General features: G+C 43.2%; 14 protein-coding genes. 5 read left to right on the top strand and 9 right to left on the bottom strand.

All coding sequences use genetic code 11. From position 1 onward, the window contains the following. Positions 1–25: 25 nt before the first annotated feature. Both J4N22_RS03415 and J4N22_RS03410 read right to left on the bottom strand, forming a co-directional pair. On the bottom strand, positions 26–1822 hold the full coding sequence (locus tag J4N22_RS03415) for an ABC transporter ATP-binding protein (RefSeq protein WP_207492306.1): 1797 nt from the start codon (positions 1820–1822) through the stop codon (positions 26–28). A 308-nt stretch (positions 1823–2130) separates the two neighbouring features. Beyond that, a complete protein-coding gene (locus tag J4N22_RS03410; RefSeq protein ID WP_207492305.1) occupies positions 2131–2895 on the bottom strand; it encodes a glycosyltransferase family 25 protein in 765 nt (254 codons plus the stop codon). Positions 2896–3030: 135 nt separating this feature from the next. On the opposite strand from J4N22_RS03410, the gene J4N22_RS03405 reads away from it, so the two are divergent. Next, positions 3031–3270, top strand: a complete 240-nt coding sequence (locus J4N22_RS03405; RefSeq protein WP_207492304.1) for a hypothetical protein — start codon at positions 3031–3033, stop codon at positions 3268–3270. Positions 3271–3384: 114 nt separating this feature from the next. Here J4N22_RS03405 and J4N22_RS03400 read toward each other — a convergent pair whose 3' ends face one another. Beyond that, on the bottom strand, positions 3385–4743 hold the full coding sequence (locus J4N22_RS03400) for a S41 family peptidase (protein ID WP_207492303.1): 1359 nt from the start codon (positions 4741–4743) through the stop codon (positions 3385–3387). A gap of 174 nt (positions 4744–4917) precedes the next feature. On the opposite strand from J4N22_RS03400, the gene J4N22_RS03395 reads away from it, so the two are divergent. Then, positions 4918–5937, top strand: a complete 1020-nt coding sequence (locus J4N22_RS03395) for a linear amide C-N hydrolase (protein WP_207492302.1) — start codon at positions 4918–4920, stop codon at positions 5935–5937. A 4-nt stretch (positions 5938–5941) separates the two neighbouring features. On the opposite strand, the gene J4N22_RS03390 is transcribed toward J4N22_RS03395, so the two are convergent. Then, positions 5942–7483, bottom strand: a complete 1542-nt coding sequence (locus J4N22_RS03390) for a YifB family Mg chelatase-like AAA ATPase (RefSeq protein ID WP_207492301.1) — start codon at positions 7481–7483, stop codon at positions 5942–5944. A 220-nt stretch (positions 7484–7703) separates the two neighbouring features. On the opposite strand from J4N22_RS03390, the gene J4N22_RS03385 reads away from it, so the two are divergent. The 3 genes from J4N22_RS03385 (at position 7704) to J4N22_RS03375 (ending at position 8864) form a co-directional block, all read left to right on the top strand. Beyond that, positions 7704–7991: a hypothetical protein gene (locus J4N22_RS03385; RefSeq protein WP_207492300.1), complete on the top strand. Its 288-nt coding sequence runs from the start codon at positions 7704–7706 to the stop codon at positions 7989–7991. A 125-nt stretch (positions 7992–8116) separates the two neighbouring features. Beyond that, complete coding sequence (locus J4N22_RS03380) at positions 8117–8374, top strand: hypothetical protein (RefSeq protein ID WP_207492299.1); 258 nt, start codon at positions 8117–8119, stop codon at positions 8372–8374. Between the two features lie 208 nt (positions 8375–8582). Next, on the top strand, positions 8583–8864 hold the full coding sequence (locus tag J4N22_RS03375) for a hypothetical protein (protein WP_207492298.1): 282 nt from the start codon (positions 8583–8585) through the stop codon (positions 8862–8864). 15 nt (positions 8865–8879) lie between these two features. Here the strand turns inward: J4N22_RS03375 and J4N22_RS03370 are convergent, their stop codons facing one another. The 5 genes from J4N22_RS03370 to gpmI all read right to left on the bottom strand — a co-directional run bounded on the left by J4N22_RS03370 (position 8880) and on the right by gpmI (position 15481). After that, positions 8880–9815, bottom strand: coding sequence for a 1-phosphofructokinase family hexose kinase (locus tag J4N22_RS03370; protein ID WP_207492297.1), 936 nt, complete (start codon positions 9813–9815; stop codon positions 8880–8882). An 85-nt stretch (positions 9816–9900) separates the two neighbouring features. After that, on the bottom strand, positions 9901–11046 hold the full coding sequence (locus J4N22_RS03365; RefSeq protein WP_207492296.1) for a lycopene cyclase family protein: 1146 nt from the start codon (positions 11044–11046) through the stop codon (positions 9901–9903). 75 nt (positions 11047–11121) lie between these two features. Then, a complete protein-coding gene (locus J4N22_RS03360; RefSeq protein WP_207492295.1) occupies positions 11122–13338 on the bottom strand; it encodes a TonB-dependent receptor plug domain-containing protein in 2217 nt (738 codons plus the stop codon). A 112-nt stretch (positions 13339–13450) separates the two neighbouring features. After that, the gene (locus J4N22_RS03355) at positions 13451–13945 is read right to left on the bottom strand and encodes a heme-binding domain-containing protein (protein ID WP_207492294.1); all 495 of its coding nucleotides are present in this window, start codon (positions 13943–13945) and stop codon (positions 13451–13453) included. Positions 13946–13951: 6 nt separating this feature from the next. Beyond that, positions 13952–15481: a 2,3-bisphosphoglycerate-independent phosphoglycerate mutase gene (gene gpmI, locus J4N22_RS03350; RefSeq protein WP_207492293.1), complete on the bottom strand. Its 1530-nt coding sequence runs from the start codon at positions 15479–15481 to the stop codon at positions 13952–13954. Positions 15482–15509: the final 28 nt, after the last annotated feature.

The raw sequence follows: 15509 nt of genomic DNA, 5'->3' as shown, positions 1-15509 counted from the left end.
AACAAGCAATCACAACGTGAAAACTTTATGCAGTAGCAGTAGCAGGTGCTGCCACTGCTTTGCGCTCTCCAATTTGCTGCCGCCACATTGCATAGTATAGGCCTTTCTCGTCTAGCAGCTGTTGGTGGCTTCCAGTCTCAGCTATTCTTCCTTTCTCAAGCACATAGATCCTGTCTGCATGCATGATGGTGCTAAGCCTGTGTGCGATCAAAACAGTGATCTGCTCCTTCTCTTTAGAAATGCTTTTAATGGTGGAAGTGATCTCTTCTTCAGTTATGCTATCAAGCGATGAAGTGGCTTCATCAAATATCAATAAGTGCGGGTGTCGCAGTAACGAACGCGCAATAGATAAGCGTTGTCTCTCGCCACCGCTGAGCTTCAAACCACCTTCACCAATCACGGTATTTATTCCATGCTCTGCACGAGAAAGTAAATAGGTACAGCTGGCTTTACGCAGCACATCCAGCAATTCATCATCTGTTGCATCAGGTTTTACATATACCAGGTTTTCGCGTATGGTACCGGCAAACAGTTGCGTGTCTTGCGTAACAAAACCTATCTGGTTGCGCAGCTCATCAAAATCAAGATGGTGTCCATCAATATTGTTGTAGCGGATGGTTCCATCCTGCGGCCGATACAAACCAACCAGCAGTTTCACCAAAGTACTTTTACCTGCACCTGATGGACCCACAAAAGCTATGGTCTCACCTTTCTTCACGTCGAAACTTATTCCATCAAGTGCTTTGTATTGCGCCGTCTGGTGTTGGAAAGACACCTCCTTAAATTCCAGTTCTTCTATGCTTCCTATATGCTGCGGGTTTTCAGGCTTTTTATCCACCTGCTTTTGCATCAGGTTATGAAAATTTCCAATAGAAGCCTCAGCCTCGCGGTAACTCAAAATGATGTTACCTATTTCCTGTAGTGGCCCAAACAGGAAGAAACTATAGAACTGCATCGCTATCAGTTCACCTGTGGTAAGCACATCCTGGAAGATGAGGTACATGAGGGTGAACGTAATGATCTGCCTGAGAAAGTTCACCATCGTTCCCTGTATGAAACTCAGGGTGCGGATACTCTTTACTTTTCGCAGTTCAAGACCAAGTATTTTGTAGGTATTCTTATTTAGCCTATCCACTTCCTGTTCAGTAAGGCCAAGGCTTTTTACCAGTTCGATATTGCGCAAACTTTCCGTAGTAGTACCAGCCAGTGCAGTAGTCTCCTTTACAATATTCTTTTGGATGATCTTTATCTTCTTGCTAAGAATATTTGTAGTGAAAGCTAGAATGAGGATACCACCTAAGAACGTAGGCATGATACTCCAGTGCCGGCTGCTTGCGTAAACGGTAATAAAAACGAAACTTACAATTACCCCAAAAAGTACATTGATGAAATAGCCAATGAACTTTTCTGTATCGGCTCTTACTTTGGTTAATATGGAAAGTGTTTCGCCGCTGCGCTGGTCTTCAAAATCCTGGTAAGGCAAACGCATACTGTGCCTGAGGCCATCTGTGAATATTGTTGCGCCAAACTTCTGGATGATCACATTCACCGTATAATCCTGGAAAGCTTTTGCTATGCGACTAACCATGGCTGTACCCACCAGTAATCCTAACAAGCCCATCACACCCCACATGTATTCTTCCCTATCGCGGGGCAATGTTTTAGCAGCATCATAATGATAAGGATGATTGGCAAAGCGATCAATGAGCTTACCAACCAACATAGGATCAAAAAGAGAAAAAACCTGGTTGATAGAGGCCAGTAACAAGGCCAGTAAGATCATCCATTTATAGGGCTTAAGGTAGCGGAGAAGAAGTTTCATGTGTTGTAGGAAAAATTAAAACTACAGAATTAAAACCCTTCTAATCAAGAATCATGACGGGTGGAGAGGTTGTGACAAAGTGGCTGCACCATGGAGAGGAAGTGCTTTGTAGTAAAATTAATTACTTATAAGGATGCACAATTCGGCGGGGGCAGTCAGACATTGACGTAAAGTGCCAGGTGCTTTATAAAATGATTATGCACAAATGAATGGAAGAAGAATGTTATGACATGGCCAACCTACCCAAGATTAGTAGTGGCTTCTTTTTCACTTAAACCTAAAACACATTGACCTTATAGGAAAAAACTTTACTCAACCACGTATTTTTCCTTGGTCCGTTTATCAACCAGTTGCCCTGAGTTAAGAAAGACCTTAGGAAAGCTGACATATCCTTGTACTAATTCATTGGTACAGCTATATGCCAGCAGGTGGTCGCTTTGAAAGCACAATGGCGTTTGTAGCCTTACTAATTTTTCTGCTGCTGACCTGGTGATACCGTATGCACTGGCAAATTCATGGTTCCCGGCTTTAAATAAATGTGGCTTATACTTTCTCGCATACATGTTATTGATCATCTTATGCGACCACTTTAGCTTACCAATAACATGCTGCACATGCAATGCCTGTTGTTTCAACCAGGTACTAAAGCTGCGGCGCAGGTTCTTATGAAAATCCAGGTACCACAGCTCCCAATCATTTGGCAATTCACCGATCATTTCCTGCACCTGGCTCAGCCCTTCTTTGTTAGGAACAATATCATCCTCTAAAATCAACACCCGCTTATAATTATTTTCCAGCATGTCTTCGTACACCAGCCGATGCGTCCATGCACACCCTATCTGGGTGGTATTCATGGGCTTGTCGAAGCGATGCATTGATTTTGCCTTCTCTTCGTCATATACGTTTGCTTCTATTAATTCATCAATGGTGAAGTCCTTTTTATAAGCCCCGATAAAGAAGGTAAACTTAAGCCCCTCCAGGCTTTCAATCATTTTAGCCTGCCTGTCGATGGCGCTTTCTACAGTGATAACATAGATGTGATCAAAAAAATCTTGAAGCGGTGAAAAGTCCATAATGGTACGTTCAGGCAAAAATTAGTCCGCACATCTTTCCCCAAACTACATATGCCATACCGGGTGAGAGAGCTACTTTAACAAGCTGGTTGCCACACATGGCACTAAATTCCGTGAAGAAAAAGAAACAAATCCATGAAGAAACTCACCCTATTCGTTTTTGCTTGCTTCAGCACAGCAATGGTTATGGCACAGGCGCCAGCAAAGAAAATGGATCAGCTAAGTAAGGATCCTGCCCAGGCAACGGAAGCGGCAAAAGCTGATGTATTCATCGCCGACAGCAAGCAAATCTTTGACAGAACAACGCTCGGTAATAAACCTGTTGTGAAAGGAACTTCAAATCAGAAGAAAACCTGCAGGAAGAAGAAACAGTAATTCATCAAGAAAGGCTGTGCCATCGGCAGCAGCTTTTTTATAAAAAAAATTACCTGCCGGGCTTACCGCAAACAGCAGTAAATCCAGCAGGTAATTATATATAAGATTTATTATTTAAAACCTGTTTTTACCTATAGCTCCTTTGAAGCTGTTTGGATCAAGCGAACGGTTTACATTTTCAACTCTTGGATCTATCTCTCTACCAGTCGGCTGTACACTACGATAAGTTCCTGCATTGAAGCTTTGAATAATAGCTCCAAAAGCACCTTCTGCCACATCTCCATAATCTTTATCCAGTCCATCACCTGTTTGAATATTCAAGCTGAAGCCATTGTAATAATTGCCTTCGCCATTCTTATTCACCGTTTTGAACGACACAGGGAAAATATACCAGTCGTATAAAGGAATAGGGAAATAACCAACAGGCTTTCCGAATGTTTTTGACGGACCAACCAACTGAACATCCATGTATGGTTTCAGGTTGTTGATAAGCAACTCACTTGCTGAAGCGCTGTTGTTACTCACAATAAAAAACACACGCTGCAGGTTCAGGCTTCCCTCTTTTCTAAAAGAAACAGAGCTATTGTAGCGGGTATATTTATCGTTGAATTGCTGCGTCATCATCAATTGCCCGTTGTGCGCACTGTTGATGATATAATTTGCAAGCTTTTCCTGCACGCTTACATAACCGCCACCATTGTAGCGCAAATCCACCACCAGTTCGTTTACACCTCTATGGCTAAAGCCATTGAACACCCTCCTGAAATCGTTGTAGATCTGGGTGGTGTCTCCCAGGAAAGAATTGAAGACCATGTAGCCTAACTTTTTGCTTCCTGCCTGGTAAACACTATCAAAAGCTACAGGCTTATCCTGGTAAGCAGCCGCCGTTAGATTAATAGTGGAAACAACACCTCCCGGTTTTTCAAATTCCAGGTTCGCAGTGTTGCTCTGGTAAATAGCTGACACAATGAAATTGGCATTTCCTGTAGTGATGTTACTACTACCATTGATCGATTTTATTTTCCATCCTCTTCTTATGCCTGCGCGACCTGCAGGAGAGTTTGGTTCTACATGCCTTACCCGCAGATCTCCTTCAGCTAGAAAGAAGACATTCAAACCAAAATCAAGTGACGCACCTGAACTTACATTATCCCAATCTTGCTGTTTGTAGGCAAAGCTCCACCTGTCAACAGGCTGGCTGAAACCTGGTTCATTGCTATAGCTACGCAATGCTTTCATTATAGCATCTGGTGTTGCATGCTGCTGGGCATCAAAACCTGTAGGAATTTGTTTGTACCACAGGTAAATGTCTTTTGAATAAATAAGTGTGGAGTCTTTTAGTTTAAAATCAGCCGTTTGCTGCGGAACAAAAGATGCAGGCGGCGTAGCAACCACATCTACATTTTTTTGGCAAGATGCTAATCCACTTGCTGCTGCTACAAGTGCTATAAAAAACCGGTATCCCTTCTTCATGATCTTTTCCTCGTGTATTTTATTTATAGTACGAGTTTACGAGGAATAATAGCAGCAGGATGTGCAGCAAATGTTATTTGGTTAGCAATTAACAAAACCCTTGCTGGCTGCAGGTTTCAGAAGATTATGATTTTGTTCTACCCGTGGCAGCACATAAGTTTTTATATTGTTTGCATGAAAAAATTCATTGCTTTCGCTCTACTTCTTATATTCTCCTCCAGCCATATTGCCAGCGCATGTACTACATTTTTCCTGCACAAAAACGGGCAGATGATTTTTGGCAAAAACTATGATTGGGTGACAGGCACAGGAGTAGTGCACACGAACCTTCGTGGCATAAAAAAACAATCGCTACCGCTAGATGGTAATAAGAAATTCAACTGGACCTCAAAGTATGGCAGCATTAGTTTCAACCAGTTTGGAAAAGAGTTTCCAAACGGAGGCATAAATGAAAAAGGACTGGTGGTAGAACTGATGTGGCTTGATAAAAGTGAATACCCTAAGGCTGATGAAAGACCATCTATAAGCGTACTGCAGTGGATACAATACCAGCTTGATAATGCAGCCACCATAGATGAAGTGATTGCTTCAGATAAACTGATGCGTGTTGTTTCTACAGGCACACCTCAACATTACCTGGTAGCAGATGCCAGTGGCAAAGTAGCTACAATTGAATTTCTGCAAGGCAAAATGGTTGTTCATAAAGGTTCCGATCTTCCTTATCCTGTCCTGGCAAATGATACTTACCAGGAGTCGCTAAAAAATTATAACAGCAACAGGAATGGCCGCTTTACTACTGCATGTAAAAGAGTTCAGCAGTACCAGGCTGCCAATACCAAAGAGCCCATAGTAAGTTATGGTCTTAAAACACTTGACGCTGTTGCACAAGGCAGTTTTACCAAATGGAAGATCGTGTACGACATCACCAACAAGCAGGTTCATTTCAAAACGGTGGCTAATGAAAATGTAAAAATTTTGGCATTGAAGGATTTCGATCTATCGGCACAGGCGGAGCCACTTTCTTTAGATATCAATGATGCTGTAAAAGGCAATGTTGCAAAATCATTCACCGCTTTTTCACCTGCATATAATAAGCAGATGTTGAAAAAAGCATTTGCAGAATCCTCCAGCCGTTTTCAAATACCGGCTCATTTACAGGAAGCTGTAGCTGTGATGGGAGGAGGTGGCAGATGATCCCTCACCCCGCCCATCCTTCTCTGTCTAGACTGCGGTATTGTATAGCCTCTGCTAGGTGTTCTATTTTTATATCAGCACTGGCAGAAAGATCAGCAATGGTGCGTGAAACTTTTAGAATTCGATCGTAGGCACGTGCAGAAAGACTTAGCCGCTCCATTGCTTTCTTCAGCAGTCCTTCTCCTGCCTGGTTTACCTGGCATATCTCCCGCAGTTGCTTACTGCTCATTTGTGCATTAGCATAAGTTCCTGCACAGTCTTTATAACGCTCCGCCTGTATCTCCCTCGCCTTTATCACTCTTTCCCTGATAGCATTGGATGCTTCACCCACCTTCTGGTTGCTTAGCTCATTAAAAGAAACCGGCGTCACCTCTACATGCAGGTCTATCCTATCCAGCAGTGGACCCGAGATCTTGTTGAGGTATTTCTGCACGGCTCCTGGCGGGCAGGTGCATTCTTTTTCTGGATGATTATAATAACCGCATGGACATGGGTTCATGCTGGCGATCAACATGAAATTAGCAGGAAAGTCCAATGCCACTTTTGCCCGTGAAATAGTCACCCGCCGCTCCTCCATTGGCTGGCGCATTACTTCCAACACGGTTCGTTTAAACTCCGGCAATTCGTCCAGAAAAAGGACACCATTATGAGCTAGCGAGATCTCACCTGGCTGTGGCACGCCTCCTCCACCGACAAGCGCAACATCACTTATCGTATGATGTGGCGACCTGAATGGTCGCTTGTTGATGAGCGAAGAATTTTCCGGAAGCTTTCCTGCTACACTATGGATCTTGGTTGTTTCTAAAGCCTCCTGCAGCGATAGAGGTGGCAGTATGGTTGGTAGCCGTTTAGCCAACATGGTTTTGCCTGCCCCTGGCGGACCAATCAAAATGGCATTATGTCCACCAGCAGCAGCAATCTCTAGTGCTCGCTTTATATTCTCCTGCCCTTTTACATCAGTAAAGTCCAGTTCAAAATCGTACTGGGAATGAAAGAACTCTTCTCTTGTATTTACATCTACCGGCTTCAGCGTCGTTTCATCCTGGAAGAAATCCAATACTTCCTGCAGGTGCGTTACTCCATAAACCTGCAAGTTGTTTACCATACCAGCTTCACGTGCATTTGCCTGCGGAACTATCAGTCCTTTAAATCCTTCTTTGCGTGCCTGTATGGCTATAGGCAGACCACCTTTTATAGGTTGGATGGTACCATCTAAACTAAGTTCTCCCATGATCACATACTCCTTCAGCCGCTCAGGGTTTTCCAGTTGTTCGCTGGCTCCCAATATGCCCATTGCTATAGGAAGATCGAATGCAGAACCACTTTTACGAATATCTGCAGGCGCCATATTCACCACTATCTTTATCCTTGGCATGCGCAGGCCGTTGCCTTTGATCGCGCTGTCAATACGTTGCTGACTTTCTTTGATTGCTCCATCCGGCAGGCCTACTAAAAAGTAACCTTGTCCTTCACTTACATTTACTTCTATCGTTATTGTTATCGCCTCTACTCCATACACCGCGCTACCGTATGTCTTTACCAGCATATGTTTCACTTTGTACATCCAAAATAGATAAAAACCAATGGAATACGGAATGGCAGACAACAACCAATATGTACGTGGTAAATTAAATACCGTAATTCCTGCGAAACAGCGAGTAGTATATAAGGAAAATACTATTGTCTTTTACGGTTGTCTCTACACCCTTTTAAAGTAAAATTACTATCAACAAGCTGGTAATATTGCTCCACTAAACCCCCACGCTATGTTAGATAATCTGATCATGTTTTTATTGACGGTGAATAGTTACCTGCCTATTATTATTTGCACCATATTTTTTGCTAAGGCTTCTTTATTTGTTTGGAATATGAAAAAGACGTGGAAGCCTTATCACCTTGTTTATTTCCAATACCAGCACATCATCCTTTCGAGAAGTGTAAGGAGTTATAACCAGAAGAAGATCCAGAACAACCTTACACTTTGGATTGCTGCGTTGGCAATTATGCACCTGGTTTTGCAAGTAGTTTCATCTTCCTTGCATTTGCATCCTTAGTTTTTTCAGTATTTGTTTTTAGCTGCTATTGCGTTAGTGATAGCAGCTTGTTTTATGTAAATAAATAACTACTACTATGGTGGCATGTGCTTTTTACACATTCTGCCAAGCAATAGAAAAATACTATGGACCTGCAGCCTTTTTTCGTGGAGCTTCTGTACGACAATCAACATTTAATAGCAGAGATAAAACCATGCTGCCAGGAAAATAATGTGATCTATTATGATATCTCTATCAATAACAGGTACGAATTTACCATTACCCCAAATGCCGGCGACTATGGTTTTGGCTGGCGTATAGCATTGGTAAATGCGGATAAAAAAGTAGATCCTGAACTTGCTGACCTTTTAGGAGAACAGATAGAAAAACATATTCTAGAATGAGTATCTAATTCATCCCAATTGCATCCCATTCAGTTACACAGTTCTCTAATTAAAGTCGTTCCATTAGTAGATCCTGCAGTCTAAGATGTAGAAAAAAATTCCATCAGCTCAATTAGCACTTCCCTTTGAAAATCAGGCAAGAAATCGCTGGCATGTTTTTTCTATTTTATTCATTGACTTCTGCTTACCATATCAAAAAACAAATACTATGAAAGAGGATCTGACAACAATGGATGATGCATACGAACCGCTGGAAGATTCTGTGGAGTTTGAAACAACCTCCCGGTCAGAATATATATCCTCTGCTTACTACGCTATAGCTGCAGTAAGTGAGATAGATACCGAGCTAATGTGCCCTGAGGATAAAAAACGCAAGAAGAATATCATCAGGAAAAGCTTACGAATAATTGACAACATCATCAGCGAACTCGACGGTGAACTCTATGAAGATTTTGATGAAGAGGACGATGATGATGATGAAGAACTGTAGCCACGGAATGGGGCACTAATGGCGACGCTCTTTAAGTTGCTTATATAGCCGCTCTACATCCGTTTTTTTAAAAAGCTCTGTTCCCGGGTTCATGGTAGTAGCAGTACCTGTAGCAATACCGTACTGGAGTACATCCATCCACTGCCAGCCCAGCGACAGGGCTTTTACTGTTCCTGCCACCATACTATCACCGGCTCCTACTGTACTTTTCTTTTTTACTGAAACCGATGGGGAACTGAAGCATTCATCTTTAGTTACCAACATAGCTCCTGATGCACCCATAGAAATGATCATAACCTGGCAGCCCCCGTTTTTGATGATCTCTTTTGCTGCATCCACAGCATCATCCTGGTGCAATTCTTCCACTCCCTGCAGCATACTTAGCTCACCCAGGTTTGGCTTTAGCAGGTAAACACCTTCCTCCACTGCATGCTTTAGCGGCTCACCAGATGTGTCAACAATTAGTTTCGCATCTATTTTCTTACAAAGCATTGCAAGCCGATTAAAAAAATCTTCAGGTACGCCGGCAGGAACACTGCCACTAGCTACCACGTATTCTACCTCTTTGTTCTGCTCTATCATCTGCAGGCACTGCTGCCATTCGCTCTCCTGTATCTCTGGCCCAGGAAACCCATAACGGTATTGAAGGTTAGAAGACTCATCCACCACTATCATATTTTCCCGGGTTCTGCCTGCAATTTCTACTACGGCAGATTGAACACCTTCTTCATCCAGCAGGTCACGGTAAAACTTGCCACTGTGCCCGCCCGCCAGGTATATAGCAGTAGAAGGAACATCGAGGCGAAGCAGCGCCCTTGACACATTTACACCGCCTCCACCTGGCTCATATTTAGCCGCAGAACAGCGCAACTTTTTGTCTGGTGCTATTGATTTTACAGTGGTGCTTTTATCTATAGCCGGGTTCAGTGTAAGCGTGATGATCTTTTCCATGAATGATAAATTGAATTGCGAATTTGATTTCCTGTTTCTAAATAACCTCTGCTTTTCTATAATAAGTGTTCCATCTTCTTCAGCATCATTTAAATAATTCCTGCAGGGCTGCTTTCATAAAAATACCAGGTGGTACACTTGCCATAATTTTGATCTCATCTTCAATATCACTTTCGTTATCTAAAAACCGCAGCACCCTTGCTGGTTCATTTTTCCTGAAGAGATCAGAAAATATCTTGTCGCCGCCAAGCTTGTTATTATGCAAAATATTTAGCAGTGTGCTGTCGTACAACTGGAACCTGCGCTCAAAAAATGAATCATGCTGTTTTATCTCTCCAGAAAATACCAGGTCTTCTACCAGCTGCTGCGTTTGCTTTTGAATAAATTGAAAAGTGTATCCACTACTTGCTTTTGTTTGGCCACCAGCCGTTCCCACATTTATAACACGACCCAGCTTTTTTACAAACTTGATGTTTGTCATAGGTATGGCTCCAAACTCCTCTTCAGTTACTTCATACTGTTCTATACCTAACCTGCTGCTTATATAATGCTGCAATGCCTGGTTGTAATCGTCGGGTGGTAGTAGTTCTTTTGTAAATAAAGTATATTCTACCAAAGCTTTATTCGCAGCTACAGGAAGCACATAAACGAATGTTGTTCCATGCTGCTGGCTCACCCTAAAATCCATCAAAGTAGCAATGGTTGGATTAAAAGCAGGCGCTGCTGTTTCAATCATCCATCCTTTGAAGTGCTGTAGCAGGAAATACTTATCGGCAGGCACAGCGGGTTTCGAAAACAGGATACTATTGAACACATAGCTGGCTGTATATCTTTCACCATTTACTACTACTAAACCATTAGCACCTTCATTACCTACCGCTTCTACTTCGCCGTATAAAAAAGTGATGTTGGCGCGTGTTGAAGCATCTGCAATAACATGGTTGTAAAAGTCAATGCCTCTTATCATCTTGTATTGGTAAGGCGAAAGATCAAGCTGCGAAGAAAAGTGATCAGAGAAGAAATTTACCTGTTGCCATCTATGATGAACAACTACATCGAATAGGCCTTGTTGTTTTTCCCAGTAACACCATGTACGATCGTTTTTAGTTTTAGGAGCTTTATCTACTACAAGAATATTCTTTGTTTCAAAATACTTATGCTGCATCATTCGCATCAGCAAACTGAGGCCTGCAGCGCCTGCCCCCGAAATGATATAATCGTAGTGCTTCACGAAAGGTAAATTTTACAAATACTATTCCCTAAAGATAAAAGATGCACCGTTGCTGGTTAGTATATGAGCAAGCGCTTAAAGCCCAGCCTTCAGCGAGAAAATAAAATTACGACCAGCAGCCACTATCCCCGATGCATATGGCCTGTACCTGCGGTTGGTGACATTTTCTATACCAAAAGACACCTGTACATGTTTAGTAGCCTTGTAGGTGCTTTTATAGTTGATGGTATACCAGCCGGGGCTATACGGCCTGCCCATTACATCCTGTGCATAAATGAATGGCTTGCTTTGTTCTGAAGGAGCCAGGTTGGCTGCACTTATTTCACCATTGAATTGGCCATTTACCTCTAGCGCAATATCACCCGATGCATACCTGATGGAGCTATTGCCATAGAAAGGAGGCGCATGCCTAAGCCTCACTTGCCGGTTATTATTGTCGTCCGTTTCGCGGCCGTCAATATAGTTTCCACGCACTATCCAGCTAAGGTTTTTTGCAAAATCATATTGAAAGCCTGCCTGCACACCCCATACTGTTGCCTGTGCCACATTCTGCAGTGCCTGTACCCGGCTGCGTACGCCTTCATACATTATGCTGTCTTTTCCATTGAAGGTGAAGGGACGTCTCACTATCGCATCATTCAGGATGGTGTAGAAAAGGGTAACATCAAATCGAAACTTCTTTGGTTGATGATAAGCAACACCAACGTCTAAATTATAAGCATACTCTGAGCGTAACGCAGGATTGGGAACGATAACATTACCCGCTTCGGAGTCGAATACTTTACCTATATCATCAATATTCGGAACACGAAAACCAGTAGAAAGATTAGTATTCCACTGCCAGTGATCCGATGGTCTGAATACTAATCCTGCACTACCCGTGACTGCTCCTTGCTGCAATGATGCTTCGCTATATGGGAACTTAAAAAATGAGGTATCAAAAGGTGCATGCAGGAATACATGGTTATAGCGTGCCCCAGTTGTAAATGTAAGCTGGCGGTTGATATTGTACTTGTAGCTCGCATAAACACCTGCTGTATTCCACGTGCTATTGTTGGGGTAACGTGTGGCCGCCGGAACAACAGTTCCACTCACTATGTTTCTAGTGGATGCTACAGAGCCAACGTTATTGGCAACATATTCAACGCCATAAAATAGTTCGTGCTTTTCAGCCAACGTCTTATTCAGATCAAGATTGGCGGTCACTATAGCTACACTTTCTGTTTGCGTACGCATTTGATTACTGCGAAAGCGCCGGTCATTGCGGCTTTCTTCATAGTTCTGGATCGACAATATGAACCGTGCTGAATTAAACAAACGATTGCTCCTGTTGTAATGCGCCTGCAATTGGTGCATCGTCCAAACCTGCGGACCATAGAACCATTCTGCAAACGAAGGCAGTTGATTATTCATTTCCACCAGCCGGTCATAGCGGGGTATATTTCCTGTAGCCGAATAATGATAAGCATACTGAAGGTCTAGTTGGGCAGAAGCTTTATAACGCAGCTTTGCCAATGCATTCCATTGATGATAACCTGTAGGCCGCTGAACATACGGATCAGGATTTGGTAAAACAGTGTCCAGTCCATTTACCCGCTCCACATAAAAAAGCTTCAAGTAACTATCGTCGCCACCATTCTTTCCCATTCGCAGATCATTGAAGTTGCTGTAGGTGGCACTGGCAAGGAAGGATAATTTTTGCGAAGCGATATTAAGATCCAGGTGAGTTGTGCGCTCTTTGTTGGCAGATGAAAAACGGGTAAAACTATTCAGCTTTAGCAGCGGCTTCTTTCCCTTACTAAATACCGGGGTGAAAGTGTGAAAATCCATCACGCCGCCAATGGCATCGCTACCGTAAATGATAGAGCCGGGGCCAAAGATCACTTCTGCATTCTGCACCGATAACGGATCAATATTGATAACATTCTGCAGGTTGCCACTTCTAAAGATGGCGTTGTTCATACGCACTCCATCTACTACAATCAGTATGCGGTTGGTGGCAAAGCCACGAATCATCGGGCTACCTCCGCCCATCTGGCTTTTCTGTATAAATACATGACCTGAAAGCGTAAGAAGATCGGCAGCGGTTTGAGGATTGTGCAACTGCGCATCACGCATATCTATGCGCACAATGGTATTCGGTATCTCGTTTTGCTTCTGTTCCCATTTATTTACCGACACCAACACCTCATCCAATCCACCTGTCAATGTATCGTTGGTTGGAAGTTTTTGCGCCAACAGGCACGAGCATAGCAGCATGCCCATGCTCCACAGGCATAGCTTTATCTTCATGCTTACAATGATATGAAAAAAGTGGTCTTACCACTGCACAGGCTTCATCAGCTTACCTGGCGACCATAGCCTGTAATTTTAAGGCAGCTGTTCTGAAGAACGTATATGAAGATTATTTTTTAGGTGCTACCAGGCTATCCATTGGGTATTTGGCTCTCATACTTTCCATCATATTGCCAGCCCAGCTAACTAGAAGTTCGCGCTCCTGCTGCGTCAGCTTAGCTTCAGAATGTAGTTTAGTATAAGAGTCCAATGGCATCTCGCCTTCCTTTACCTGCTCAATAGTTTCTTCAAATTTGTGGTACTGCCTGCGCAACCTGTAACCTGCAAACTCGCTGAAGTTGAGTTCTTTTTTACCTTCCTGTATATGATCATCAAGCCACCATGCTACCGGCTGTACATTAGCATACCACGGGTAATTAGTGTGGTTGCTATGACAGTCGTAACAAGCCTTGTACAGCACATTCTGCACATCGGCGGGCACCGTGTAGTGTGCTACCAGGTCGTTAGGAGAGGGTGTGGTTTGAATGTTTTTCTCAGGCCTGAAAAACTGGATAATGATAAAGGCCACCAGTAGTACCAGCAGTAGCTTCTTCAGAATCTTCATGTATAGTTATTGGTTGATTAATATTTCACCAGTCATCTGAGCCGGCACAGGCAGGTTCATGACGCTTAAAATGGTTGGTGCAATATCGCCCAATTTTCCAGCTTTTATTTCTCCTTTAAAATTATTGTCGATGATAAAGAATGGAACAGGATTAAGACTATGTGCCGTATTAGGCGAGCCATCTTCATTTACCATGAAGTCAGCATTCCCATGATCGGCGGTGAGGAATACGGTATAATCATTAGCAAGCGCTGCAGTAACTACGCGTTTTACACAAGCGTCTACTGTTTCTACCGCTTTTATAGCTGCAGAAAAATAGCCTGTATGCCCAACCATATCAGCATTTGCATAATTAAGGCAAATAAAATCCGCAGATTTTGCCTCCAGCTCCGGAACAATAGAGTCTGTAATTTCTACCGCGCTCATCTCTGGCTGCAGGTCGTATGTAGCTACTTTAGGAGATGGAATCAATATCCTGCTTTCTCCATCAAAAGGAATTTCGCGGCCGCCGCTAAAGAAAAACGTAACATGCGGGTACTTTTCTGTTTCAGCAATACGGATCTGTTTTTTACCATGCGCCGCAAGCACCTCTCCTAATGTATTGTTCAGGTTGTCGGTAGAAAAAATGATGTTGACATTGCGGAAGCTTTTGTCGTACTCGGTCATCGTGGTATACTCAATATCCAGCTTTTGCATATCGTACTCTACCAGGTCTTGCTGGGTAAGCACTTCCGATATTTCGCGGCAGCGGTCCGTACGATAGTTGAAGCAGATAACCACATCTCCATTTTTGATAGTAGCAACCGGTTGGTTTTCCTCATTTACAACAATGGTAGGTTCTACAAATTCATCTGTCAGGTTGTGATCGTATGACTGCTGTACAGCTTCTATACCACCAGGAGCTGTATGACCAATACCTTTTACCATGCAATCGTAAGCCTTCTTCACACGCTCCCAACGCTTGTCTCTATCCATAGCATAATACCTGCCGCATACAGTTGCTATTTTACCTACTGTAGTGTCTATGTGTTTTTGAAGATCAGTCAGGTAGCCAAGTCCTCCGCGAGGATCTGTATCGCGACCATCTGTAAATGCATGAATATATACTTCCTGTAAACCTTCATTTGCGCAGACCGTTAGCAGCGCCTTCAGGTGTTCTATATGACTGTGTACACCACCATCGCTCACAAGTCCCATGATGTGCAGTGGCTTACCGTTTTGCCTGGAAGAACGTAGAGTATTAAGCAAAGTAGCATTCTGCTGGAATTCACCTGTACGGATAGCTACATTTATTCGCTGCAGTTCCTGGTAAACCACGCGGCCTGCGCCCAGGTTCAGGTGACCTACTTCACTGTTTCCCATTTGGCCCTCAGGCAAACCCACAGCCTCGCCGCAGGTAGTAAGGGTAGTATTTGGATACGAATTGTATAAAGAAGAAACAAAAGGAACATTGGCATTTTGAATTGCATCGGCATCCTTTCTTCCACCTATTCCCCAGCCATCCATTATGACCAGGATTACACGTTTATTTTCCATGCCGCGAAGCTAGGCCATTTCTACTTTT

Source organism: Aridibaculum aurantiacum (genome assembly GCF_017355875.1).
GTDB classification, from domain to species: domain Bacteria; phylum Bacteroidota; class Bacteroidia; order Chitinophagales; family Chitinophagaceae; genus Segetibacter; species Segetibacter aurantiacus.
This window is presented reverse-complemented; position numbering and strand designations above follow the sequence as displayed.

Bases quoted from the DNA above. Each gene is read 5' to 3' on its own strand.
- J4N22_RS03415 (WP_207492306.1), bottom strand. From the start codon at position 1,822: ATGAAACTTCTTCTCCGCTACCTTAAGCCCTATAAATGGATGATCTTA.
- J4N22_RS03410 (WP_207492305.1), bottom strand. From the start codon at position 2,895: ATGGACTTTTCACCGCTTCAAGATTTTTTTGATCACATCTATGTTATC.
- J4N22_RS03405 (WP_207492304.1), top strand. From the start codon at position 3,031: ATGAAGAAACTCACCCTATTCGTTTTTGCTTGCTTCAGCACAGCAATG.
- J4N22_RS03400 (WP_207492303.1), bottom strand. From the start codon at position 4,743: ATGAAGAAGGGATACCGGTTTTTTATAGCACTTGTAGCAGCAGCAAGT.
- J4N22_RS03395 (WP_207492302.1), top strand. From the start codon at position 4,918: ATGAAAAAATTCATTGCTTTCGCTCTACTTCTTATATTCTCCTCCAGC.
- J4N22_RS03390 (WP_207492301.1), bottom strand. From the start codon at position 7,483: ATGCTGGTAAAGACATACGGTAGCGCGGTGTATGGAGTAGAGGCGATA.
- J4N22_RS03385 (WP_207492300.1), top strand. From the start codon at position 7,704: ATGTTAGATAATCTGATCATGTTTTTATTGACGGTGAATAGTTACCTG.
- J4N22_RS03380 (WP_207492299.1), top strand. From the start codon at position 8,117: ATGGACCTGCAGCCTTTTTTCGTGGAGCTTCTGTACGACAATCAACAT.
- J4N22_RS03375 (WP_207492298.1), top strand. From the start codon at position 8,583: ATGAAAGAGGATCTGACAACAATGGATGATGCATACGAACCGCTGGAA.
- J4N22_RS03370 (WP_207492297.1), bottom strand. From the start codon at position 9,815: ATGGAAAAGATCATCACGCTTACACTGAACCCGGCTATAGATAAAAGC.
- J4N22_RS03360 (WP_207492295.1), bottom strand. From the start codon at position 13,338: ATGAAGATAAAGCTATGCCTGTGGAGCATGGGCATGCTGCTATGCTCG.
- J4N22_RS03355 (WP_207492294.1), bottom strand. From the start codon at position 13,945: ATGAAGATTCTGAAGAAGCTACTGCTGGTACTACTGGTGGCCTTTATC.
- gpmI (WP_207492293.1), bottom strand. From the start codon at position 15,481: ATGGAAAATAAACGTGTAATCCTGGTCATAATGGATGGCTGGGGAATA.